The following is a 24,104-nucleotide window of genomic DNA, read 5'->3' as shown; positions in this document are numbered from 1 at the left end:
CAACGTGAACAACACTGACATCAAGCTGGTTTCGGTGGTCATCCCCGTCTACAACGAGGAGGCCAGCCTGCCCGCGCTGCTGAGCCGGGTCACCGCCGCCTGCGATCAGCTGTCACAGGATTACGAGGTGATCCTGATCGATGACGGCAGCCACGACGGCTCCACCGAGCTCATCCGAGACGCCGCCGCCGTTGAGGGCAGCAAGCTGGTCGGGGTGCTGCTCAACCGCAACTACGGTCAGCACGCCGCCATCATGGCCGGCTTCGAGACCGCCAAGGGGGATCTGGTGATCACCCTGGATGCGGATCTGCAGAACCCGCCGGAGGAGATCCCTCGCCTGGTGGAAGCCGCCATGCAGGGCTACGACGTGGTGGGCACCATGCGCCGCAACCGCCAGGACTCCTGGTTTCGCAAAACCGCCTCCAAACTCATCAACAAGTCGGTGCAAAAGGCCACCGGTGTGCACATGAGCGACTATGGCTGCATGCTGCGCGCCTACCGCCGTCACATCATCGACGCCATGCTCTGCTGCCAGGAGCGCAGCACCTTCATCCCCATCCTGGCCAACAGCTTCGCCCGCCGCACCATCGAGCTGGAAGTGGGCCACGCCGAGCGGGCCCACGGCGAGTCCAAATACGGGCTGATGCACCTCATCAACCTGATGTATGACCTGGTCACCTGCATGACCACCACCCCGCTGCGGCTGCTCAGCATCGTCGGCAGCGTGGTGGCGGGCATCGGCTTTACCTTCTCCATCCTGCTGATCCTGATGCGCCTCATTCTGGGCGCCGACTGGGCCGCCGATGGCGTCTTCACCCTCTTTGCCATTCTCTTCACCTTTGTCGGCGTGCAGCTGCTGGGCATGGGGCTGCTGGGAGAATACATAGGCCGCATGTACACCGACGTGCGCGCCCGTCCCCGCTACTTCATCCACCAGATCGTGCGCAGCGCCACCACCCCTTCGCAACAGGAAGCTGAACAATGAAAGTCGTCGTCTTTGCTTATCACGATATCGGTTGCACCGGCATCGAGGCCCTGCTCGAGGCAGGCTACGAGATCCAGGCCGTCTTCACCCACGCCGACGATCCGGGCGAGAACCGCTTCTTCGGCTCGGTCGCCCAGCTCTGCGCCGAGCACAACCTGCCGGTCTACTCCCCCGAGGACGTGAACCACCCGCTCTGGATTGAGCGCATTCGCGAGCTGGCGCCCCAGGCCCTCTTCTCCTTCTACTACCGCAACATGCTCAAGCAGGCGATCCTCGACATCCCGACCGTCGGCGCCTTCAACCTGCACGGCTCCCTGTTGCCCGCCTACCGCGGCCGCGCGCCCATCAACTGGTGCCTGGTCAACGGCGAGAGCGAGACCGGCATCACCCTGCACCAGATGACCGCCAAGCCCGATGCCGGCGCCATCGTCGCCCAGCAGGCGGTGACCATTGCCGACGACGATACCGCGCTGACCCTGCACGGCAAGGTGCGCCTCGCCGCCCGTGCGCTGCTGGAGCAGGAGCTGCCCAAGCTGCGCGCCGGCGACATCCGCCTCACCCCGCAGGATGAGAGCAAGGCCAGCTACTATGGCCGCCGCACCGCGGCCGATGGCGAACTGCACTGGCACCGCCCGGCCCGCGAACTGCACAACCTGGTGCGCGCCGTCACCCAGCCCTACCCGGGCGCCTTCAGCTTCGCCGGCGATCGCAAGCTGACGGTGTGGAAGAGCCACTGGCTGGCCCAGCAGAGCGACAAGCAGCCGGGCACCATCCTCAGCCAGGAGCCGCTGCGCATCGCCTGCGGTGAAGGGGTGCTGGAGATCGTGGCCGGTCAGGCCGAAGGCGGACTCTATGTGCGCGGCGCCCAGCTGGCCCGCGAACTGGGGCTGGTGGAAGGGATGAAGATCGGCGCCAAGGCGAGCAATGCCCTGCGCAAGGCGCGGCTGACCCGGGTGCTGATCCTCGGCGTCAACGGCTTCATCGGCAACCACCTGACCGAGCGCCTGCTCCAGGATGGCGGCTATGAGGTGTATGGCCTCGACATTGGCTCCAGCGCGGTGGACCGTTTCATCGGTCACCCCAACTTCCACTTCGTGGAAGGAGACATCAGCATCCACACCGAGTGGATCGAGTATCACATCAAGAAGTGCGACGTGATCCTGCCGCTGGTGGCCATCGCCACCCCCATCGAGTACACCCGCAACCCGCTGCGCGTGTTCGAGCTCGACTTCGAGGAGAACCTCAAGATCGTCCGCTACTGCGTGAAGTACCACAAGCGCATCATCTTCCCTTCCACCTCCGAGGTGTACGGGATGTGCGACGATCACAGCTTCGATGAAGACAGCTCCCGCCTCATCGTCGGCCCCATCAACAAGCAGCGCTGGATCTACTCGGTCTCCAAGCAGTTGCTGGATCGGGTGATCTGGGCCTACGGCAAGAAAGAGGGGCTCAACTTCACACTGTTCCGCCCCTTCAACTGGATGGGGCCGCGTCTGGACAGCCTGGACTCCGCCCGCATCGGCAGCTCCCGCGCCATCACCCAGCTGATCCTCAACCTGGTGGACGGCACCCCGATCCAGCTGGTGGACGGCGGCGCCCAGAAGCGCTGCTTCACCGACATTGAGGACGGCATCGAGGCCCTGTTCCGCATCATCGAGAACAAGGAGAACCGCTGCGACGGCCAGATCATCAACATCGGCAACCCGGACAACGAGGCCAGCATCCAGCAGATGGCCGAGATCCTGCTCGCCAAGTTCGAGGCTCACCCGCTGCGCGACCACTTCCCGCCGTTTGCCGGCTTCAAGCTGGTGGAGAGCAAATCCTTCTACGGTGACGGCTATCAGGACGTCTCCCACCGTCGGCCGAGCATCGCCAATGCCCGCCGCCTGCTGGGCTGGGAACCGACCATCGAGATGGAAGAGACCATCGGCAACACCCTGGACTTCTTCCTGCAAGGGGCGGTCACGACGGGAGTCGAGCATGACTGAGGTAGGTCTGCGGATCGACGTCGATACCTTCAGGGGGACCCGTGACGGGGTGCCCCGCCTGCTGCAACTGCTCGACAAGCATCAGGTCAAGGGGAGCTTCTTCTTCTCGGTCGGACCGGACAACATGGGGCGCCACTTGTGGCGCCTGCTAAAACCCCGCTTTCTGCTCAAGATGCTGCGCTCCAACGCAGCATCCCTCTATGGGCTGGACATCCTGCTGGCCGGCACCGCCTGGCCCGGCAAGTCCATCGGCAAGCAGCTCGGCTCCCTGATGCGCGACACCGACAGCGCCCGTCACGAGGTGGGGCTGCACGCCTGGGATCACCACGGCTGGCAGGCCAACACCGGCCGCTGGGACGAAGCCGAGCTGGCTCGTCAGACCCGGCTCGGGGTGGATGCGCTCAACCAGATCCTGGGGCGCGAAGTGGACTGCTCCGCCGCCGCCGGCTGGCGGGCCGACCCGCTCACCACCCAGGCCAAGGAGCAGTTCGGCTTTCGCTACAACAGCGACTGTCGCGGCAGCGGACTGTTTCGGCCCCTGCTGCAGGATGACCGCCCCGGCACCCCGCAGATCCCGGTCAACCTGCCCACCTTCGACGAAGTGGTGGGCCATCAGGTAACGCTCGACGGTTTCAACCGTTTCCTGCTGGATCAGCTGGCGACCCCGCCGGCGCAGGGCCCCCACGTCTACACCATCCACGCCGAAGTGGAAGGGATCGTGATGGCAGAGCAGTTCGATGCCCTGCTCGGCGAAGCCAGGGCGCGCGGCATCCGCTTCGTGCCGCTCGGGGATCTGTTACCATCCGACCCGACCACGCTGCCGACCGGCCGGCTGGTCCGCGGCACCCTGCCCGGACGGGAGGGCTGGCTCGGCTGCAAGGCCGAAGCCTGAGATGAATGACGCCACCTCGGGTGGCAGGACTAACCATCGCGCTAATCACACCATGCAACAGAGGATGTCATGACGTTGACCAAGTGGGCCCTGCCCCTGTTCTTTCTCTTCTTTTACCTGCTGCCGCTCGACCAGCGGCCGCTCTGGAGCCCGGACGAAAACCGCTACGCCGAGATCAGCCGGGAGATGGTGAGCACCGGAGACTGGGTCGTGCCCCATTTCCTGGGCTTGCGCTACTTCGAGAAACCCATCGCTGGCTACTGGTTCAACAGCATCAGCCAGCAGCTGTTCGGTGACACCAACTTCGCCGTGCGCTTCGCCTCGGCCGCCGCCACCGGCCTCAGCGCCCTGCTGATCTGCTGGTTTGCCCTGCAGCTGTGGCAGTGCCGGCGCAAGGCCTTCCTGACCGGGCTCATCTATCTGTCGCTGCTGATCGTCTACGGCATCGGCACCTACAGCGTGCTGGACGCCATGGTGACCCTCTGGCTCAACGCCGCCATGGTGAGCTTCTACATCATCCGCAAGGAGGGCTCCCTTGGCAGCCGGGTCGGTGGCTATCTGCTGTTCGGCCTCGCCTGCGGCATGGGTTTTCTCACCAAGGGCTTCATCGCCCTGGCAGTGCCCGTGGTGGTCATCGTGCCCTACGTCATCTATCAGCGCCGCCTGCTCGAGCTGGTGCGCTTCGGGCCGCTGGCCATCCTGAGCGCGGTCCTGCTGGCCGCCCCCTGGGCCATCGCCGTGCACCTGCGCGAACCGGACTACTGGCACTACTTCTTCTGGATTGAACACATCCAGCGCTTCGCCGCCGACAACGCCCAGCACAAGGCACCGCTCTGGTACTACCTGCCCATGGGGCTGCTCGGCACCCTGCCCTGGCTCGGCCTGCTGCCCGGCGCCCTGCGCAAGGGCTGGCAGGAGCGCAAGATAAGTCCGGAAACCCTCTACCTGCTGGCCTGGGTGATCCTGCCCCTGCTGTTTTTCAGCATTGCCAAGGGCAAGCTGCTCACCTACATCCTGCCCTGCTTCGCCCCGCTGGCCATGCTGATGGCCGCCAGCGCCGTCGACCTGCTCAAGGAGGGGAAAGAGCGGGCCTTGCGGGTCAATGCCTGGCTGAACGGCCTGTTCGGCCTCATCTGCCTGGTGGTGCTGGCCGTGCTGGCGTTCTCCCCCAGCCACGCCGTCTATGGCGAGGAGGATCACGGTGCGCTGGCGGCGGCCATGGTCATCTTCGCCGGCTGGAGTCTGCTCGGCTTCATCCAGTTGAAAGAGGTCAGCCGCCGCTGGACCCTGAGCGCGCTCTGCCCCATGGTGCTGGCCATCGGTCTGCCCTGGGCGCTGCCGCAATCGCTGATCGACTCCAAGCTGCCGGAGCGCTTCATCGAAGCCAATCAGGCCGTGCTGATGAAGTCAGGCACCCTGCTGGCCAACGACGTCGGACTGGCCTCCTCCCTCGCCTGGGGCACCCAGCGCAGCGAGATCAACCTGTTCGACAGCAAGGGCGAGGTGCATTATGGCCTCGGCTACCCGGATGCTGCGGGACGCTATGTGGCCCGCGCCGACTTCCCGGCCTGGCTGGAACAAGCGCGCAAGAATGGGCAGGTAGCCCTGCTGATGAAGACCGATCGCGACGGCAACACCGGGCCCGTGCCCCCCGCCGACGAAACCATCGTCAGTCACCGACTGACCCTGCTCATCTACCACGGGGCCCAGTGATGGACATCCTGCTGCTGTTGCTGGTGTGCCTGCTGACCTGCAGCGGCCAGATGCTGCAAAAGCAGGCGGTCGTCAGCTGGCAGCGCCGGCCCTGCAACCACTGGCAGAAGCTGCGCTCACCCTGGCTCATCGCCAGCGTGGCGGCACTAGGCTGCGGCATGCTGCTCTGGATCTACCTGCTGCAGCGGCTGCCGCTCAGCATGGCCTACCCCATGCTCAGCATCAATCTGGTGCTGGTGCTGGTGGGTTCCAGACTGTTCTTTCACGAGCAGATCAGCTACCACAACTGGCTGGGGGTGGGAGCCATCATAGTGGGCGCCCTGCTGCTGGGAGGTTTGCTATGAAAGATGGTCATCCGCAGGCGGGCCAACGACCGGCCAGCCCTGCAAGATCGGCGCTGAAGGGGTATCTCTACGTGCTCGGCAGCATCTTGCTGGTGACGGCGGCCCAGCTCGGCATGAAGTGGGGGGTGATCCAGCTGCCGACCTGGCAGATGGATCTTGCCGTGATGCTGGCCCATCCGCTGCCGCTGCTGGTGATCCTGGCCGGGGTGGGCTGCTACGCCCTGTCGCTGCTCTGCTGGCTGGCGGCGCTGCACTCCACCCCGCTCAACATCGCCTACCCCCTGCTCAGCACCAGCTATGCGCTGGTCTACCTGCTGGCGGTCAACATCCCGCTCTTCGCCGAGCCGCTGGAACCCGGCAAGGCGCTCGGGGTGCTGTTCATCCTGCTGGGAGCCGTACTGGTGGGGATCAAACCTGCGGCCGGCACCAAGCAGGCCGACTAGTTTTTCTCTTATTGATCGCAAGGGCTGCCACGGCAGCCCTTTTTTGCGTCTGCCGCCGATGCAGGCACGCTGGCACGCCCGCGAAGCAGTTGCGCGGTGGTACTGTCAGGTCGCACACTTGACCGCACTCGGAACATGCCTTTATAACGGAACTCCCAAGGAAGAGAGAATTCTATGTCGGCAAAGCATCCCATCATTGCGGTTACCGGTTCGTCCGGGGCCGGCACCTCCACCTCCACCAACGCCTTTCGCTCCATGTTTCATCAGCTCGGTTATCAGGCGGCCGTGGTGGAAGGGGACAGTTTTCATCGCTACACCCGCCCGGAAATGGACGTGGCGATCCGCAAGGCGCGCGAACAGGGGCGCCACATCAGCTATTTCGGCCCCGAGGCCAACGACTTCGGCCTGCTGGAGAGCTTCTTTCAGGAGTACGGCCAGAACGGCAGCGGCCAGTATCGCCGCTACCTGCATAGCTTCGACGAGGCGGTGCCCTTCAACCAGATGCCAGGCACCTTCACCCCCTGGCAGAACCTGCCGAGCGACACCGACCTGCTGTTCTATGAGGGGCTGCACGGCGGCGTGGTCACCGATGAGCACAACGTGGCCCGCCACGTGGACTTCCTCATCGGGGTGGTGCCCATCGTCAACCTGGAGTGGATCCAGAAGCTCATTCGCGATACCTCGGAGCGCGGCCATTCGCGCGAGGCGGTCACCGACTCCATCGTTCGCTCCATGGACGACTATATCAACTTCATCACCCCCCAGTTCTCCCGCACCCACATCAACTTCCAGCGGGTGCCGACGGTGGATACCTCCAACCCCTTCAGCGCCAAGGTGATCCCGAGTCTGGACGAGAGTATGCTGGTGATACGGTTTCGCGGCATCAAGCAGGTGGATTTCCCCTACCTGCTGTCGATGATCGACGGATCCTTCATGTCACGGATGAATACCATAGTGGTGCCGGGCGGCAAGATGGGCTTCGCGATGGAGCTGATCCTGCGCCCGTTGATCCAGCAACTGATTGAAACCGGCAAGATCACCTGAGCCAAGGAGCTGATGATGCGGTTAGCGTTTATCTCTGTGGGATTGGCCGCCCTGCTGGGTGGCTGCAGCAGCGGCCCGGCCGCGCCGACCCTGGAAGCGGGCACCATGGTGGTGCGCCCGGCGGCCAGCTGGCCTTTCGGGGCGACGCCGCGCTATGCGCTGGCCGAGCAGTTCCAGTATGCCGGCGACAGCGCCGAAGGCTGGCTGGAGCCGGTGCAACAGGCGGTCAATCAGGAGCTGGGGCGCAAGGGGTGGCAGAGCGTCCCCCTCGACGAGGCCGATGTCTGGGTCGCCATCGGGGTGGCCGGCAGCAAGGATCTGAGCGATGGCGAGATCTTCGCCCGCCTCGGCATGACCCCGGGGCTGCAGGCCAAGGCCGATGCCCGCAAGGGCACCCTGGCCATCGTGCTGCTCGACCGGCGCACCCAGCAGGCGGTGTGGAGCAGCGCCATCTCCCTGGCCAGCGACGTGGCCATCGCCGAAGGGGAGCGTCAGCAACTGAGCCAGCAACTGGCCGCCAAGATGCTCAACGCCCTGCCGCACTGACCCCCAATAATGCAAAACGGCCTGCATTGAGCAGGCCGTTGTCATCACACCATGACGATCACTTGCGCTGGCAAGTCAGCAGGGTTACCCCTTTCTGGCTGAGGATGGCCTGCTTCTCCTGATTCCAGAAGGTGGTCACACCGTCGGAATACTTGGCACCTGACTCCGCCTCGACCCGGCCCAGCTTGTGATAGACCCCGGCATAGGGGAACTGCACCATGTCGGCCTGGGCATCATAGGTCACGGCCAGCAACTCCTCACCGCACTGATACTGGCTGTACTGGTACTGAGTCGGTTGCGGCATGCTGCAGGCTGCCAGCCCCAGCAGGGGGAGTAACGCTATCATCTTTTTCATTGCACTTTCCTTATGTCATGGTGTTATTCGATCGGAAGAGCCACTGCTATCAGGCTTCAAGAATTTGATAACTATGGGTAATTTCTACCGCTTTTTCCAACATCAGGGAAACTGAACAATATTTTTCCATCGACAGATCCACCGCGCGGGCCACCTGCTTTTCAGCCAGCCCCTTGCCGGTCACCACGAAGTGGAGGTGGATCTTCTCGAATACCCGCGGCACCGAGTCAGCCCGCTCACCGGCCAGCTCCACATGGCAGGCGGTCACGGATTGACGCGCCTTCTCCAGAATGGAGACCACATCGATCGAGCTGCAACCGCCCACCGCCAGCAGGATCATCTCCATCGGGCTGGCACCTTCGCCGGGGTTGGCTCCGTCCAGGATCACCTTGTGACCGGACTCACTCTCGCCCACAAACTGCATGCCTTCCACCCAGCTGACCTTGGCTTTCATTTCACATTTCCTCTTGATGACGACAGATCTGACTGACATAGCATACCGCAGACGACGCGACAGCGGCACATATCCGCCATTTTCACGAACTTCCTGACTAACTAGATCAAAATCAACATCTGATGCCCCCATCTTCCCTACAATGGCGAACGGAACGCAGCAGGGGTTGCAAGGGGAGCTGGCAAAAGCCCTCAAAGCCTTGTCAGCACAGACAAAGGCTCTTATCCTACTGCGACTAATACAAGGAATGGCAAGGTTGGCAGCTTGCCCGGACGCACGAGTCCATAAAAAGACACTACAGAGGAATTCTCATGGTCATTGGCAAACCGCAAAGCGATCCCACCCTGGAATGGTTCTTGTCGCACTGCCACATTCATAAGTATCCCGCCAAGAGCACCCTGATCCACGCGGGTGAGAAAGCGGAAACCCTCTACTACATCGTCAAGGGCACTGTGGCCGTCTTGATCAAGGACGATGAAGGCAAGGAGATGATCCTCTCCTATCTGAACCAGGGCGACTTCCTGGGCGAGATGGGGATGTTCGAGGAGAGCGAAAACCCGGAGCGTTCCGCCTGGGTGCGTGCCAAAGGTTCCTGTGAAGTGGCCGAGATCTCCTACAAGAAGTTCCGCCAGCTGATCCAGGTCAACCCGGAAATCCTGATGCGCCTCTCCGGCCAGATGGCGGCCCGCCTGCAGCACACCAGCCAGAAAGTCGGCAACCTCGCCTTCCTGGACGTGACCGGCCGGATCGCCCAGACCCTGCTGAACCTGGCCAAGCAGCCGGATGCCATGACCCACCCGGATGGCATGCAGATCAAGATCACCCGTCAGGAGATAGGCCAGATCGTCGGTTGCTCCCGTGAAACCGTCGGCCGGATCCTCAAGATGCTCGAAGAGCAGGAGCTGATCTCCGCCCACGGCAAGACCATAGTGGTGTTCGGCACTCGCTGATCCTCGCGACTGGCGGCCCCGCACTGGGTCGCCGGATAAAAAAGGCTGCCACGGCAGCCTTTTCTGATCGTCTCCCCTATAATCCCGAACGCCCCTGCCGTCATGGCCTTCGCCAAGAGAAATCCTATGCACCTGCAATGCCCTATCTGTCGCAGCCCGCTGCAACTTCATGAAGCCTCCCGCGGGGTCTACTGCGCCAACAAGCACCATTTCGATCCCGCGCCGGAAGGCTATCTGGATCTCATCCCCGGCAAGAAGAACCCCAAGGACAGCGACAGCCGCGCCCTGATGCGCGCCAAACGCCACTTCCTCGAGCAGGGCCACCAGTTGCCGCTGGTCGAGGCGATGGCCAGCCTGCTTGCCCCCCTCGACCCGCGCGAGCTGATCCACCTGGGCTGCGGCGAGGGTTACTACTGCCGGACCCTGGCCGAGCGCCTGCCGGGCTGGCAATTTGCCGGCGTCGACATCGCCAAGAACACCATCTTTGCCGCCAACAAGGCGCAGCCGGGCGCTCAGTTCATCATCGCCGATCCGGCCCGCGCGCCGATCCTGCCGGGCACGGCCCAGCTGCTGCTGGTCAACGATCTCAAGGTCAAGACCGAGCAGCTGGTCAGCTGGCTGGCACCGGGCGGCTACCTGCTCTACCTGCAACCTGGCCCCCGCCACCAGTGGCAGCTGAGGGTCAGCCTCAACCCGGTCAGCATGGAGCACCCGCTGAGCTGGCCGAGCCTGGCCGGCCTCAACCCCATGAGTCAGCTGCGCTGCCAGTTCAGCATGCAGATGGACCAGGGGCTGCGCAGCTTCATCCTGGAGACCAGCCGCCTCGGCTGGCGCGCCAGCGGTGAGCAGCGCCACGCCTTCAGCCACCAGGGACCGGACGAGCTGGAGCAGGATCTGCTGCTGAGCCTGTGGCAAAAGCCGCTGTGAGCGCATTCATCCCATGAAAAAAGGCCCTGACGGGCCTTTTTTATTGCGCGGATATGCCGTTACAGCTTGATCCAGGCATCGCTCCAGGCCGTGCCCTTGCCGGGCTCATAGGCCCAGGCCGCGCCGGCACACCAGCCGGTGTAGGGATGGGGCTTGCACTGGTAGTTGCCGCCCAGGTTGCTCACCTTGTCACCGGCCTTGTAGGCGGTGCCCTCCTTGTAGGGCGGGTTGCCATCCGGCGGCGTGGTACCGCCACTGCCCTTGATCAGGATCTCGTGGGTGGCGCTGCGGCTCAGCCCCTTGTCGTCGGTCACCTTGAGCACGAAGCCGTAGCGGGTGTCGTTGGTCGGGGTCGGCGGCAGGATGGCGCTCAGGGTGGACTGGCTCAGATCCGAGGCGCTGGCCCCGGCAGGCAGGGTCCAGGCGTAACTGAGGGGTTTGCCTTCCGGATCGCTCGAGCCCTGGCCGGAGAGCAGCACGGTGGCGCCGCCCAGCGCCTCGCTCGGGCCGCTGATGCTGGCCACCGGCGGCAGGTTGGTGCCACCGCCGTTGTCCTCGATCACCACCTCGGGGAAGAAGTGCTGCACGCAGCGGCTGTAGTCACGCTCCTTGAAGGCGCTGAAGCGGGTCTGGTAGCCGACCAGCTTGCAGGCGTAGCTCTTGCCACCGTTGGGGTTGCCCGGCACATAGCTCCAGTCGTTCTCCCAGTAGATGGGCAGGGCGCCGGCGCCGGCCTCGTCAAAGACCTTCATGTTCTTGCAACCGAGCACCTCGTCGGCAGGCACCGGCACCCCCAGATACTGGGCCTGGGCCTGGTAGTAGGTGATCCGGTTCTGGGACTGGGCATGCTCGGCCGCACCGCCGCACTCCACCCCGCCGTTGATGATCTGGGTGGTCACCCCGAAGCCCGGCACCAGGCCGTTCTGCCGGTCGTGGGCGTTGGGCTGCCAGGTGCCGTCAATCACGTGCAGCATGGAGGGCTTGGGCGGCTGCGGATAGACGAAGAAGAACACGGCGCTGGCCAGGTTGAGCCAGGTGTCCGCCACTTTCTCCGGGTTGTCCAGCAGGGTGCGCACAGTGCCGAACATGGCCTCGGAGAAGGGGCCGTAGTTGTAGTTGTACGACAGCTGCTTGGCGCCACGACCGAAGTAGCTCTTGAACTCGCCGTTGTCGAACTTGCCGCACGGCCACTGCTGACCCTGCCACACATCCGGCCGGCACTCGGCGTTGTAGCCGCCGCGCATCTGCTCGGTCCAGCCCATCTCCCGCACCCACACCAGGCCCTGACGCCACTCGGGCTCGGGTCGCCAGCTCTCGTGACCGCCGGTCTCCTGGGCGAAGTGTGCGAACATGGTGGCCAGCGACTTGCGGCAGATGGCCTCGGCGTTGCGCCCGTCGCTGTAATCACCGCAGAAGGCCGGGAACTTGGCCACCGCCTGCAGGAAGCCGCGATAGGTGTACTCCGGCGCCCGCAGCGGGAACAGGAAGTTGAACTGTGACTCGCTGATCAGCCCCTCCACCCGTTTGACGTTGGCGGGGTTGAGCGGCAGGCCGGGGGCCACCGCCTCGACCACGGCGTTGTCGCGGGTGGCGATGGAGGCCTTGACCGCCGTCATGGCCGGGAAGTCGGTGAGCGCATGCTCCCTGGCATCCAGCTCGCTCTGGCTCAGGTAGACGGTGCTGCCGTCAGCGGCGCCGCTGCCTCCCTGCGCGGGCGGGGCTATGCCCTCCCCGTCACCGGGTGGCGTCGCTTCACCCGCCCCCAGCAGGGCCCACGGAGAATCCCACTCGTTGGCGACCTGCACGCCCGGGCTCTGGCCCGGATTGGCATACCATTTGGCCTCGTAGATCTGGCCGTTGAAACTGACCTGGCTGCCGCCGCCATAGCCCTGATTGATGTCATAGGCGCTGGCGGCCCACAGCTGACCGCTCAGACAGAGCCCGGCCAGCAGGGTGGCCACAGAGGACTTTCTTGTCATCATATTTACCTCTTGCTTGATGAAAGGCGGGGCTTGGCCCCCGCCAGTGGCACCTCGCATTGCGCGAGGAGAAAGGAGAAAAACACTCAGCGCGCCGCCAGCGGCATGCCGTTGACCGTGTAGCCGAGCCCGACCGGGGCCGGGACAAGCTGGGCCTCGGTCTGTGACTGGTTGCGGCACAGCACGCTGGCGCTGCGCGGCTCGCTTGCGGTCGGCACGTTGACGTGGAACTTGTTCATCACGCTCGCGCTCAGCCGGTGGTTGGCCAGCTTGAAGCGCAGCAGGCCGTCGCGGGTCTCCACCTGCAGCTGGCAGTCACTGTTGCCGAGCCGCTCGCCGTCATCGCCATAGGCAAAGCCGTAGGCGCCGTGCAGGGCCGGATAGAGGTAGCTCGGCAGCTGCCCCTGCGGGTCGTAGTAGCCGACCAGGGTGGTCACCGGCACGCCGAAGGCAGCTGGCTTGCGATCTGCCGCCAGATCCGTCGGCGCTCCCTCGTTCCAGCGGCTGCCGTCGGAGCGATAGCTCTTCTTGAAGCCGCGCGAGACAGTGATCTGCTGGCCGTTGATGAAGAGGGTGCTGTTGTAGCCGGCGTTGTGGTCGATGCTGACGATGCGGCCGCGATTGACCGCCGAGGCGGCCGGCAGCTGGATGTTGCGGGTCCAGTTGCCATCCCACATGGCCACCTTGACCAGATCGTACTCGGCCAGCAGGGCGGCCAGTTTGACTTCTCCCAGATCGCTCACCGGCGCGGTGATCTGCTCGGCGAGATCGACCCGGTGGCGGTAGGGCTCCATCCTGGCCTGGCTTTCGTTCCACTTGCTAAAGCCAGTGGGGGACGCTGCGTCGAACACCGCCTTGCTCTCGAGGAAGCGCTGGATGATGGCGGCCGAGTTGGGGGTGTAGAGGGTGAAGCGATTGAAGCCGGAGAGCGGCTCGCCGCCGGCCATGGCGTCGAAGCCAAACTTGCGGCCGTCAAACGGGGCCTGGCACTGGCCGTCGAGGCAGGCGCTCTGGCCGCTGCGGCTCGCAAAGAAGTTGGGGATGAAGCGGTTCTTGTCGCCATCCCAGCCCCAGGTGGCATTGATCTGATCGGCGCTGCGGTGCACCGAACCGGCAAAGCCGCCCACGTAGTGGCCGAGACCGTAGTTGTGGCCCACCTCGTGGCTGAACTCGTTGCCAAGGGAAGCGTCAAGGGTGACGATGCCGCCCCCGCCGGATCCGCCGTGCACCTGCACCCCGTTGGCGTACTTGCCACGGCTGTTGTGGGCCGCCAGCTGGGCCACCACGTAGGGGTGGCTGCTCTCCCCCTCCCCGGCTGTGCTGTTGATGCCGTAGTTGGCATTGTCGATGCCAAGGGAGATGAGCTCCTTGCCGATGCGCTGGCGCATGGTGCCGCTGTGCCAGCCCCCCTCGCTCGGATCAAAGTCGGTGAGCAGGGTGCCATCTGGCAGCATCACTTCCGGCAACGACAGCGGCGCATACTGGCTGACGACGAGGCGGCTGGCGGGAATGGTCTGGAAATACTCCCGCTGGGCTTCTTTATCTTTGGCAAAGGCGAACTGGTCGCGCGGGCTGGTCAGCATGCCGATGTCGATGGTGTGAATGAGCAGCTCCCCCGGCGCCCCCACCTTGAGGTCGTTCAGCTCGCCGCTCAGATCCCCCTGGCTCAGTCGCAGGGTGAGGCCGGGCATGATCCACTCGGCCGGCAGCACGGCGCTCCAGGCATCGCTGGAATAGGTAATGCCGTTGTTTTCCAGCTCGCCATCGCGGATCCACTGGCCGCGGGAGATTGTTACCTGGCGGCCACTGAAATAGACGGTGGAGTTGTAGCCGGCATTGGAGGTAAGGCGCACCATCTTGCCCTCCAGGCTCGCGTCGCGCGGCAGGTGGATGTCGCGCACCCAACGGCCGTCGGCGGTCTGGATGGTGACCAGGGCATGGGGCTGCAACTTGCCGAGCAGGAAGGTGCCGCTCGGATCGCTCAGCCTGGCCAGCTCGCTGCTGCTGTTGATGAGGGTGCTGGTGCCGGGACCCGGAGTGAAGTCGACCCCCTCCTCCGGCGTTCCTTCCAGGTAGTAGGCGGTCTTGGGCAGGCGGGAGGGCGGATCCAGCGTGAGGCTGCCGAGCAGCTTGCCGGCGCCGTCGCGGGCCTCGAGCGCCAGCGGCGCCTGGTTGCCGGCCTGCAGCGGGCGCACCAGCAGCAGGCTCTTGCGCAGGGCGGTGAGGCGGGGCTGGTTGTCCCCCTCCCGCGGGTGGGCGGGCAGGATCTGGCTCTGGGCAAACTGGATGCCGGCCAGCAGCGACCCCTGCAGATCGTTCTGCGGACGGGTGGCGTCAAAAACCAGCGGGGTGGGTGGCTGAACGGCGGCCAGCAGCGGGCCGCTTGCCAGGGCTACGCCGATCAGGCAGGCAAGACGTGTGGTGCATGTGGTCATGGTGGTGCTCTTTGTTGTTATGGGGAAAAAAGGGGGCATGCCTGGCATGCCCCGGTGGATTTTATGGTGAGGTTATTTGCAGCTGGCGGCGCCGATGTCCTGCCAGACGTCGTGCTTGCCAGGCTCGTTGCCGCGGGTCCAGTACTGTGCCTTCCACTGGCGGCCGTTGTGGGTGGTCACGTCACCGGCGTTGTAGGCGACGCTGGCATCCCAGCCCAGCTGCACCTGGCTTATCAGCTTCCACTGATCGGCGGTGCGGCTCGGTTCATTGCCCTGGGTCCAGTACTTGGCCTGCCACACCAGCTGGTTGTGGCTCACCTTCTCGCCACCGTTGTAGGTGGTTGAGGCCTTCCAGGCCGGCCAGTTGGCGGCATCCGGATCGGTGGCGTTGCAGTCGCCGCCACCGCTGACCGGGGTCACGGTGAGGCGGGTCTTGCCCTGGGCATCCAGGGCGCCGTCGGTCACGGTAACGGTGAGGTCATAACCGGTCTCCACGGTGACGCTGGGGCCGGTCACCACCAGGGTCTTGCTGTTCTGACCGCTGGCGGTAACCCCGGCCGGCACGTTCCACTGATAGCTCAGGGTATCGCCGTTGGGGTCGGTGGCGCTGGCAGTGATGCTCACCTGCTTGCCTGCCTGCACCGAGACCTTGTCCTGCACCGTCACCACAGGCGGCAGGTTGGGTTGCGGCGCCTTGTTGGTCACCACCACCTGATCCTTGGCGCTAAGGTTGTGGTCATCGGTCACGGTCAGCTCGAACACCAGATTGACGTCCTGGCTCACCGCATCGACGCTCACCTTGGCCTTGGCCTGGGTGGCATCGCTCAGGGTCGCCTTGGGACCGGAGATCTGGGCCCAGCTGTAGCTCAGCACAGCCCCTTCAGGATCGCGGGAGGAGGAACCGTCCAGCACCAGCTGGGCCGGCCCGGTCACCGCGAGATCGGTGCCGGCGTTGGCCACCGGCGGCTTGTTGACCGGCGGTGTGCTATCGCCGTGGCCCAGCCCCTCGTGCATGGCGTTGAGAATGTCGCCGTTGTCGGCGTCGATTTCCCAGGCGAACATGCCGCCGAGCTGGTTGGCCAGCACGTACTGCCCCTTGGCCTTGACCGAACGCTCGTCATCGAAGGTGATGAGCTCGCCGGTGGCAGCCTTGAACACGGACGGTGCTTCGGCCACTTCGTCATAGCTGTACTGCCAGTCGCCAGCCATCTTGCCCTTGGCGATGCCGCGGTAGTCGATGACCCCCTTCTCCCAGATCCCTTCCGCTTCGGTCCCCGCAATCGGGCCGGTGGCGGTGCCGGTGAAGGGGTTGTTGCCCTGATACCCGCTGACGCCGGTCCAGCCGCGACCATACATGGCGGCCCCCACCACCACCTTGCCCGGCTCGACGCCCTGACCCAGCAGCGCCTTGACCCCCTTGTCGGTGGTGTACTTGGTGTTGGGATCCCAGCTCGACTCGTAGAGCGCGGTCTGGTGACCCAGCCCGGTGTTGGTCCAGGCGCCGTTGAAGTCGTAGCTCATCAGGAAGATGTGATTCATGTATTGCTGGGCGGCGCGATAGTCCACCTTGGCAATCTTGTCACCGCCGGCGCTGATGGCGGAAGTGAGCTCATAGGTGCGGCCCGTCTCTGCACTCAGCTCGTCGAGCATGGCGCGCAGCTCCTTCATCAGCAGCACGTAGGTCTCGCCGTCGGAGGGGCTGCCGAGGTTGGGGTTGGCCCCGAGGCCACCCGGGAATTCCCAGTCGATGTCCACCCCGTCGAAGAATTTCCAGGTCTGCAGATACTCCTTCACCGAGGCGACGAAGGTGTCGCGCTTGGTCTTGTCACCGAAGAAGAAGAAGGGGTCGGAGAGGGTCCAGCCACCGATGGAGGGGAGGATCTTCAGGTCCGGATAGGCCTTCTTGAGCGCCATCAGGTTGCCGAAGTTGCCCTTGTAGGGTTCGTCATAGGCGGTGAGGTTGCCCTGCCCCATCTGGATGGCAGCCCAGGGATCGTGGATGGAGACCTTGAAGTCCTCGCGGCCGGCACAGGAGCGCTGCAGCGCCTCGAAGCTGCCGGAGATCTCTTTCAGGCTGTCGTTGATGCCGTTGCCACCGCAGATCGGGGTGAAGCCGTAGAGGATGTGGGTCAGGTTCTGGGCCGGGATCTTGTCCACGGTGAACTTGCGACCATAGACCCCCCACTCCACGTAGTAGGCCCCCATCACCTTGCCGGTCTTGTTGACGTAGGGCTTGTTGTTCTCCTTGAGCGGCGCCTTGAGCGGCAGCAGGTGGCTGCCGTCGGTGTCGGCCACCAGGATCTCTTTCTTGTCGGAGAGGGTGCAGCCGTCGGCGTTGCACAGCGCCACCTGCATCTGGTAGCGGCCCCCCTTGGTGACCTTGAAGTTGGCGGTGCCGGAGGCGGACGCGGCACCGGACCACACCTCCTTGCCGTCGAGCAGTACCTTGGCGGTCTGACCGACATCACCGGACCAGAGGTTCCAGCTCACGCTGACCGGCGCGCCATCGGCGTGCACCTTGACCAGCTTGTTGTAGGAGGTGGCGGCTTGATCCACTTCGACGATGGCGAACTTGGTTTCGCCCCAGCCGATGGTGGGTTTGCCGGGGGCGGCAGCGAAGGCGGAGGAGGCACACAGACCCCCGACCAACAACGCCAGTACGGAGGGTTTTGGACTTAACATAGTTGAATATCCTTATTTCGTTCTTGGAATAGATAACGAAAAAGGCAACGCAACCTGACAGGTAACGCAGACAACATCGCACCATGGCTTGGCCCATGGACGAAACAACCTGTGGTGGCCCCGCTATCTTAGGTACTGCTGACCCTTAGACCGGAAGCTTTGCGTCCCGGACTTTCATCCGGTTTGCCTTTTGCACAACTTGATTTGCGACAAAAATAATCGCGACCTGACTATAAGGGAGTCAAAGGAGGGAGGGCAAACCCCCGAGCGGTTATTAATAAACCACTTTTTATCGAAAATAAGCCTCAAACGAGAAGAAAAGGCACTTTTTTGTGTCAGAAAGTGCCGATCTTGCCGGCTGGGGGCCGTCGATTAAAATTCGGACGAATTCCCGGTTTCGTGATCATCATCAAGTTTGGCCGGCCGCAAGATGCTGTTCATCAGCGCTCGCAGCTTGAGCGGTTTGACCGGTTTGCTGATGTAGCCGTAGCCGTGTTCGCGGATCTGCGCCTGCAGCTCGCTCTTGCGATCCGCACTGATGATGATGCCGCCGATGTCGTTGCCGTGGGCCAGGCGCAGCATGTGCAGCGCCTGCAGCCCGGTCTTGCCGTCGTCCAGATGGTAATCGGAGAGCACCAGCTGCGGCAGGAAGCCGCCGGCGATGAGATCCTCCGCCTGGGCCAGGCTCTGGGCACAGACCACCTCGCAGCCCCAGCGCCCCAGCAGGGAGTGCATGGCGATCAGGATGTCGCTCTCGTTGTCGATGCAGAGCACCCGGATCCCCTCCAGCTGGCTGTCGCGCTGGGTGGGTGCCGCCACCTGCGTCGTTGCGACAGGACGGGTCGCCAGATTGAGGGTGATGGCAAACACCGAGCCCGCCCCCGGCCAGCTGCGCAGGGTCAGGTTGTGGCCGAGCACCAGGGCAATGCCGCGGGCGATGGCAAGGCCGAGCCCTAGCCCCTGCTCCCGCGCGGTGCGGGAATGATCGAGGCGGGAGAACTCGTCGAAGATCGCCTCCTGCTTGTCGGCCGGAATGCCGGGGCCGTTGTCCCACACCTCGATGCGCACCTTGTCGCCGAGCCGGCGGCAGCCGAGCAGCACCCGCCCGCCCGGGTTGTAGCGAAAGGCGTTGGTGAGGAAGTTTTGCAGCACCCGCCGCAGCAGGCGCACATCGCTGTAGACCGCCACACCGCTCTCCACCACCGAGAACTGGATCCCCCCCGCCTGCGCCAGCACGCCGAACTCCGCCTTGAGGTTGTCGAACACGTCGCGCAGGGCGAAATCCAGTTTCTTGGCCTTGAACTTGCCCGCTTCGAGCCGCGATATGTCGAGCAGATCGGTGATGAGATCCTCGGTCGCTCCCAGCGCGTCGTCGATGTGGCGGGCGATGCGGGCCGGCTCGTCCGCCGGTGGCAGCATCTCCAGCAGGGAGGAGGTAAACAGCTTGGCGGCGTTGAGCGGCTGGGTCAGATCGTGGCTCACCGCCGCCAGGAAGCGGCTCTTGGAGTGGTTGGCCCGCTCCACCTGCTGGTTCACCAGCAGCAGCTGGCGATTGAGCTCGGAGAGCTCGTGGGTGCGCTCGGCCACCCGCACCTCCAGGTGTTCGTTGGCCTCCCGCAGCACCCGCTCGGCGTCGCGAAACGGGGTGATGTCGGTAAAGGTCATCACGAAGCCGCCCGCCGGCATGGGGTTGCCCTGCATCTCGATCACCCGGCCATCGGGGCGCTCCCGCGCCGAGATATGCTGGCTGCCGCGCTGCATGAAGGCGACCCGCCGCACCACATGGGCCTCGACATCGCCTGGGCCGCACAGCCCCTGCTCGGCGTTGTAGCGGATGATCTCCTCGATGGGGCGGCCCACCTGAATGAGGCCGGGCGGATAGTGGAACAGCTCGATGTAGCGCCGGTTCCAGGCCACCAGCTTGAGATCCCGGTCCACCACCGAGATCCCCTGCCCCATGTGTTCGATGGCCCCCTGCAGCAGGCCACGGTTGAAGCGAAACACGTCGGAGGCCTCGTCCACTATGGTGGCGATCTCTTCGAGCTGCATGTTGCGCCCCTGCAGGGCCGAGGCCAGCACCAGGCGGGCAGACGAGGTGCCGAACACCCCGGCCAGCAGCCGCTCGGTGTGGGCAATCAGCTCGGCGGAGGCCTGCATCTGGGGCGCCAAGGTGCCGCCCCGCTCGCCGGCGAAGCGGCCGAAGGCACGCTTGACCCGGCTCGAGCCGACGAAGCGGGCTGCCAGCATCTCCAGCTCCTTGACCGAGACCCGCGCCTGATAGAGCGCCGTGGTGTCGCGGCTCGGCTTGCCGACGAAGTTGGCCGCCTGCAGCCGCTCGCTCACCGCCGCCTGCGACAGCAGGGAGCCCGCCACATAGCCGATGAGGTTGAGCAACAGGCTCAGGAAGATGCACCAGGCCCCCAGGCTGAGATCGCGAAACGCTGGCCAGTCCGGTGGTGCCAGCAGGGCGGCCAGCGGCGAGCCGGCCAGCAGGCCGCTCTCCGCCAGCAGGGTGGCGAACCAGAGGCTGACCCCGAGGGCGAGACCGAGGTAGACCCCCTTGCGGTTGCCGTGCCGCCAGTAGAGGCCAAGCAGCAGCGCCGGCGCGAACTGGGCCACGGCGCCAAACGACAGGTAGCCGATGCGCGACAGGCTGGTGAGATCCCCGAGCCAGAGGTAGAGCCCCCAGGCTGCCAGCAGGATCAGCAGGATGGCGCCGCGGCGCACCTGCAGCAGCAGGCGCACCAGCCGCTCGTCCCGCCCCTGCTGCCAGAAGCGGCGCAGCAGCACCGGCAGTACCAGATCGTTGCTGACCATGATGGCCAGCGCGATGGTGCAGACGATCACCATGCCGGTGGCCGCCGAGGTGCCGCCAAGAAACGCCAGCAGCGCCATGCCGTCGAAACCGAGCGACATGGGCAGGCTGATCACATAGGTATCCGAGGCCATGCCGGCCCCCACCCACTGCTTGCCCGCCAGCGCCAGCGGCCAGATGAACAGCCCCATCACGAACAGGTAGAGCGGAAACAGCCAGCGCGCCCAGTGCAGATCCTGGCCCTGGTTGTTCTCCACCACGGTCACGTGAAACTGGCGCGGCAGGCAGATGACGGCGCACATGGCGACCAAGGTATAGATGGCGAGCTCCAGCAGGCTGCCCGGCGTCACCGCCACCACCGCATCGAGAAAGTCGCTGGCCACCAGGGTGCGGGCCTGGCTCGGCTTGCTGAGGATAAGCCAGAGCGCAAAGCCCCCCACCGCCATGAAGGCGAGCAGCTTGACCACGGATTCGAAGGCGATGGCCACCACCATGCCGCGGTGGTGCTCGGTGGCGTCCAGATGGCGGGTGCCGAACAGGATGCTGAACAGCGCCAGCAGCAGGGCCACGCCGAGGGCCAGCCCGGCGGTATTGCCGGTGGGGCCGGCGGGTACAGAGTTGGCCATCAGCAGATCCAGCCCGGTGACGATGGCTTTCAGTTGCAACACCAGGTACGGCAGTATCCCCATGATGGCGATCAGCGCGATCACCATGGCGAGGCGCTGGGACTTGCCGTAACGGGCGGCGATGAAGTCGGCGATGGAGGTGATGTGCTCGCGCTTGGCCACCAGGATGAGGCGGGCCAGCAAGCGCCAGCCGAACAGGAACACCAGCATGGGGCCCAGATAGATGGGCACAGGTGACCAGGGCGACTCGCTGGCCTGGCCCACCGTGCCGAAGAAGGTCCAGGAGGTGCAATAGACCGCCAGCGACAGGCTGTAGAGCAGGGGCTGCCCCTTTAAACGGCGACGTTTGTTCTTGTCCGCCACGTAGGCGATCAAAAACAGCAACCCCAGATAGGAGAGCGACAATCCGATCAGCAACCATCCCTGGTGCATCTGTAACCTCTTGTCCGTGTTGAAGATTCAAGCGCAGCAGCAGCCAGTCTAGAGAGCCGCCCGAAAAATGTCATCTTCTTATTGCAGCAAGAATTTATCGTTTTTCAATAAAAAACGCTTGAATAAATATCGAAAAACGATAAACATCTGACTGTGTTTATTGATAAACAATAATTCGGTGCTGCGCGTGGCCCACCCTTTCACTCCAAGAGGTAAGCGATGAAACACAACAAGCTCGAACGCATGAGCAACCTGATCGAATGGATCCTGCTGTTCGCCCTGCTGGCCACCCCGATCATGACGGTCATGGGAGTCTGGTCCCAGCTGCTCGGCGGCAGCGACTATCTGCAGCAGGAGCTGATCGACGCACTGGCGGTGCAAGACAGTTCGGTGCTCAACCATGTCCCCCTGACCATGGCACAGCCGGCGCTGGCCAGCACGGCCCCCTCGATTGCCGACTACCCCCTCAACCTGGGCACCCGTCTGCTGGGCACCCTGGTGATGCTGCTGCCGGATCTGGTGTTCATGCTGATGCTGTGGCAACTGCTCCAGCTGTTTCGCGGCTATCGGCAGGCCATGCTGTTCACCTTCAGCCAGATCCGCCGCTACCAGTTGATCGGCCTGCTGCTCTGTGTCAGTTTCGTCACCAAAATCATCACGACCCCGCTGCTGGACCTAGTGCTCACCCTGCCGGGCCCCGAGCTGCACGGCCAGATAAAAATAGGTTCATCGGACTTCCAGTTGCTGCTGGCCGGGCTTATCGTGTCGGCGCTGGCGCTGGTGATGCGCGAGGCCAAGCGGCTGGCCGATGAACAACAACTGACGGTGTGAGGAACCCATGCCCATCATCATCCGACTCGATGCCCTGCTGGCCGAACGCAAAATGACTGCCCGCGAGCTGGCTCTGCGGGTCAACATCACCGAGGCCAACCTCTCCATCCTGAAAAACGGCCATGCCAAGGCGGTTCGCTTCTCCACCCTGGAGGCTATTTGCCGCGAACTGGGCTGCCAGCCCGGTGATCTGCTGGCCTTTGAGCAGGAATCCTGAGCCAGCCGTCACCATGCAACAAGGGGAGCCGAGGCTCCCCTTTTTCGTTGCTGATCAATGTGGTTGCTGACCGGACAGGGCCACTCAGGCGGCCTTCAGCTCGCCCTCCCGCAGGCGCAGCACGAACACCGGCAGCACCACCAGCACCATCAGGAAGAAGATGCCGCCCCCCAGCGGTTCGAACAGCAGGCCGCACAAGGTCATCAGGGCGGCCACCGTCATGCCGAGCCCCAGCGCCGCATAGAGCGCCTGGGTCGGGATCAGCTGCTCGGCCGGCAGCTGACGGGTCATGAAGCGCACGGCACCGAGGTGGCTGACGCAGAAGGTGACCGCATGCAGCAGCTGACCCGCCACCAGCACCAGCAGCTCGGTGGAGGCACCGAGCAGGATCCAGCGCACCACGCAGCCCAGCGCCCCCACCAGAAACAGGGTCTGGGCGCCGAAGCGGTTGAGGAAGCGCTTGTCGGCGGCAAACATGCCGATCTCCGCCACCACCCCCAGCGCCCACAGATAACCGATGGTGGTGCCGCTGTAACCCGCCGCCTTCCAGTGCATGGCGCTAAAGCCGTAGTAGGCGGCGTGACTGCCTTGCAGCAGGGCCGAGATCAGCAGAAAACGGCGCACCGAGGGGGACCTGAGGGTATCGAGCAGAGAGGCCTTGGCCCGCTCGCCCTGAATGTCCTGCGGCGCCGGGTGCAGCGGCAGCCAGCTCAGCAGCAACATCAGCAACAATCCGGCCACCATGGTGTGCAGTATCCAGTCGCTGCCAAAATTCCCCACCAACGCCCCGACCAGGGTCGAGGCGACGATAAAGGCGAACGAGCCGCACAGCCGCACCTTGCCGTAGTCGAGGTGCGCCTGTACCACCATGCGGGTGGCCAGCGCTTCCCCCACCGGCATCAGGGTCGGGTAGATGAAGTTCGCCACCAGGGTCAGCCCCACCAGCCACCAGAGATTGTGGCTGAGGTAAAAGCCGAGGAAGGCCAGCAGACTGAGCAGGCAGAGCAGGCGGGTGACCGGCAGCAGGTGCCCCGCCCCCTTGATCTGGCCCATCACCATCAGATTGCCGGCAAAGCGGATCGCCATGCCCGCGCCGAGCAGCAGGCCGATCATCTCGGCGCTGACCCCGATCCCCTCCAGCCAGAGCGACCAGAACGGCAGATAGGCACCGTAGACGAAGTAGAAAGCGCCAAAAAACAGAGCTAACCAGGAGAAGGCGGGCATAGATCCTCGACACTGAGAAACGGGGGTACAAATGATAACCGATTTGTCGGTGGGGATCCTGCGATCCCGGCTGGGACGCCGCGCAGATAATAATGAAAAACATCAATAAAATTGAACTATTGGCGCAAGGCCGGTGTCTATTGAGTAACACCTCCTCCTGGTTAGTGTTGCAATCCTTCCACCCGCCTTCGGCGGGTTTCTTTTTGGCCGCCTTTTTGTCCG

At 64.2% G+C, this 24,104-nt stretch carries 19 protein-coding genes and 1 riboswitch; of the genes, 12 read left to right on the top strand and 7 right to left on the bottom strand.

Annotation, left to right across the window (positions count from 1 at the left end; genetic code table 11):
• Positions 1-4: 4 nt before the first annotated feature.
• The 8 genes from arnC to PG881_RS13650 all read left to right on the top strand — a co-directional run bounded on the left by arnC (position 5) and on the right by PG881_RS13650 (position 7,955).
• Positions 5-985 carry an undecaprenyl-phosphate 4-deoxy-4-formamido-L-arabinose transferase gene (gene arnC, locus PG881_RS13685; protein WP_024944375.1) on the top strand — a complete coding sequence of 327 codons (981 nt, stop codon included), beginning with the start codon at positions 5-7 and terminating at the stop codon, positions 983-985.
• Complete coding sequence (arnA, locus tag PG881_RS13680; protein WP_270800654.1) at positions 982-2,973, top strand: bifunctional UDP-4-amino-4-deoxy-L-arabinose formyltransferase/UDP-glucuronic acid oxidase ArnA; 1,992 nt, start codon at positions 982-984, stop codon at positions 2,971-2,973. Before arnC ends, arnA begins: the two co-directional genes overlap by 4 nt.
• The gene (gene arnD / locus PG881_RS13675; protein WP_270800650.1) at positions 2,966-3,865 is read left to right on the top strand and encodes a 4-deoxy-4-formamido-L-arabinose-phosphoundecaprenol deformylase; all 900 of its coding nucleotides are present in this window, start codon (positions 2,966-2,968) and stop codon (positions 3,863-3,865) included. Before arnA ends, arnD begins: the two co-directional genes overlap by 8 nt.
• Positions 3,866-3,934: 69 nt before the next feature.
• A complete protein-coding gene (gene arnT, locus PG881_RS13670) occupies positions 3,935-5,578 on the top strand; it encodes a lipid IV(A) 4-amino-4-deoxy-L-arabinosyltransferase (protein WP_270800648.1) in 1,644 nt (547 codons plus the stop codon).
• Positions 5,578-5,922 (top strand): EamA family transporter, encoded by a 345-nt coding sequence (locus PG881_RS13665; protein WP_024944371.1) that lies wholly within the window; start codon positions 5,578-5,580, stop codon positions 5,920-5,922. The genes arnT and PG881_RS13665 overlap by 1 nt, the downstream gene beginning before the upstream one ends.
• Positions 5,919-6,365 (top strand): 4-amino-4-deoxy-L-arabinose-phosphoundecaprenol flippase subunit ArnF, encoded by a 447-nt coding sequence (gene arnF / locus PG881_RS13660; protein WP_139703640.1) that lies wholly within the window; start codon positions 5,919-5,921, stop codon positions 6,363-6,365. Before PG881_RS13665 ends, arnF begins: the two co-directional genes overlap by 4 nt.
• 174 nt (positions 6,366-6,539) lie before the next feature.
• Complete coding sequence (locus tag PG881_RS13655) at positions 6,540-7,409, top strand: phosphoribulokinase (RefSeq protein ID WP_011704920.1); 870 nt, start codon at positions 6,540-6,542, stop codon at positions 7,407-7,409.
• A gap of 15 nt (positions 7,410-7,424) precedes the next feature.
• A complete protein-coding gene (locus tag PG881_RS13650; protein ID WP_011704919.1) occupies positions 7,425-7,955 on the top strand; it encodes a DUF4136 domain-containing protein in 531 nt (176 codons plus the stop codon).
• 58 nt (positions 7,956-8,013) lie between these two features.
• On the opposite strand, the gene PG881_RS13645 is transcribed toward PG881_RS13650, so the two are convergent.
• On the bottom strand, positions 8,014-8,310 hold the full coding sequence (locus PG881_RS13645; RefSeq protein WP_011704918.1) for an MliC family protein: 297 nt from the start codon (positions 8,308-8,310) through the stop codon (positions 8,014-8,016).
• 49 nt (positions 8,311-8,359) lie between these two features.
• A complete protein-coding gene (locus tag PG881_RS13640; RefSeq protein ID WP_016349708.1) occupies positions 8,360-8,764 on the bottom strand; it encodes an OsmC family protein in 405 nt (134 codons plus the stop codon).
• A gap of 311 nt (positions 8,765-9,075) precedes the next feature.
• Here PG881_RS13640 and crp point away from each other — a divergent pair, with 311 nt between their 5' ends.
• Positions 9,076-9,714 carry a cAMP-activated global transcriptional regulator CRP gene (gene crp / locus PG881_RS13635; protein ID WP_011704916.1) on the top strand — a complete coding sequence of 213 codons (639 nt, stop codon included), beginning with the start codon at positions 9,076-9,078 and terminating at the stop codon, positions 9,712-9,714.
• A 126-nt stretch (positions 9,715-9,840) separates the two neighbouring features.
• Complete coding sequence (locus tag PG881_RS13630; protein ID WP_270800643.1) at positions 9,841-10,641, top strand: putative RNA methyltransferase; 801 nt, start codon at positions 9,841-9,843, stop codon at positions 10,639-10,641.
• Between the two features lie 59 nt (positions 10,642-10,700).
• Here PG881_RS13630 and PG881_RS13625 read toward each other — a convergent pair whose 3' ends face one another.
• The 4 genes from PG881_RS13625 to PG881_RS13610 form a co-directional block, all read right to left on the bottom strand.
• On the bottom strand, positions 10,701-12,623 hold the full coding sequence (locus PG881_RS13625; protein ID WP_333563424.1) for a glycoside hydrolase family 19 protein: 1,923 nt from the start codon (positions 12,621-12,623) through the stop codon (positions 10,701-10,703).
• Between the two features lie 83 nt (positions 12,624-12,706).
• Positions 12,707-15,055: a M66 family metalloprotease gene (locus PG881_RS13620; RefSeq protein ID WP_270800641.1), complete on the bottom strand. Its 2,349-nt coding sequence runs from the start codon at positions 15,053-15,055 to the stop codon at positions 12,707-12,709.
• Positions 15,056-15,127: 72 nt separating this feature from the next.
• Positions 15,128-17,737 carry a glycosyl hydrolase family 18 protein gene (locus PG881_RS13615; protein ID WP_270800639.1) on the bottom strand — a complete coding sequence of 870 codons (2,610 nt, stop codon included), beginning with the start codon at positions 17,735-17,737 and terminating at the stop codon, positions 15,128-15,130.
• A 110-nt stretch (positions 17,738-17,847) separates the two neighbouring features.
• Positions 17,848-17,935: riboswitch (cyclic di-GMP riboswitch) on the bottom strand.
• 174 nt (positions 17,936-18,109) lie between these two features.
• Entirely contained in the window at positions 18,110-21,610 is a 3,501-nt protein-coding gene (locus tag PG881_RS13610; protein WP_270800637.1) for a hybrid sensor histidine kinase/response regulator, read from the bottom strand.
• A gap of 219 nt (positions 21,611-21,829) precedes the next feature.
• Between PG881_RS13610 and PG881_RS13605 the strand changes: the two genes are divergently transcribed.
• Both PG881_RS13605 and PG881_RS13600 read left to right on the top strand, forming a co-directional pair.
• Positions 21,830-22,441: a DUF2975 domain-containing protein gene (locus PG881_RS13605; protein WP_270800635.1), complete on the top strand. Its 612-nt coding sequence runs from the start codon at positions 21,830-21,832 to the stop codon at positions 22,439-22,441.
• A gap of 7 nt (positions 22,442-22,448) precedes the next feature.
• Positions 22,449-22,658, top strand: a complete 210-nt coding sequence (locus tag PG881_RS13600) for a helix-turn-helix domain-containing protein (RefSeq protein WP_011704909.1) — start codon at positions 22,449-22,451, stop codon at positions 22,656-22,658.
• A gap of 84 nt (positions 22,659-22,742) precedes the next feature.
• On the opposite strand, the gene PG881_RS13595 is transcribed toward PG881_RS13600, so the two are convergent.
• On the bottom strand, positions 22,743-23,882 hold the full coding sequence (locus tag PG881_RS13595) for a 3-phenylpropionate MFS transporter (protein WP_270800633.1): 1,140 nt from the start codon (positions 23,880-23,882) through the stop codon (positions 22,743-22,745).
• Positions 23,883-24,104: the final 222 nt, after the last annotated feature.

The sequence above is a fragment of the Aeromonas sp. QDB54 genome (assembly GCF_027707385.1).
In the GTDB taxonomy this organism is placed as follows: Bacteria; Pseudomonadota; Gammaproteobacteria; order Enterobacterales; family Aeromonadaceae; genus Aeromonas; species Aeromonas hydrophila.
This window is presented reverse-complemented; position numbering and strand designations above follow the sequence as displayed.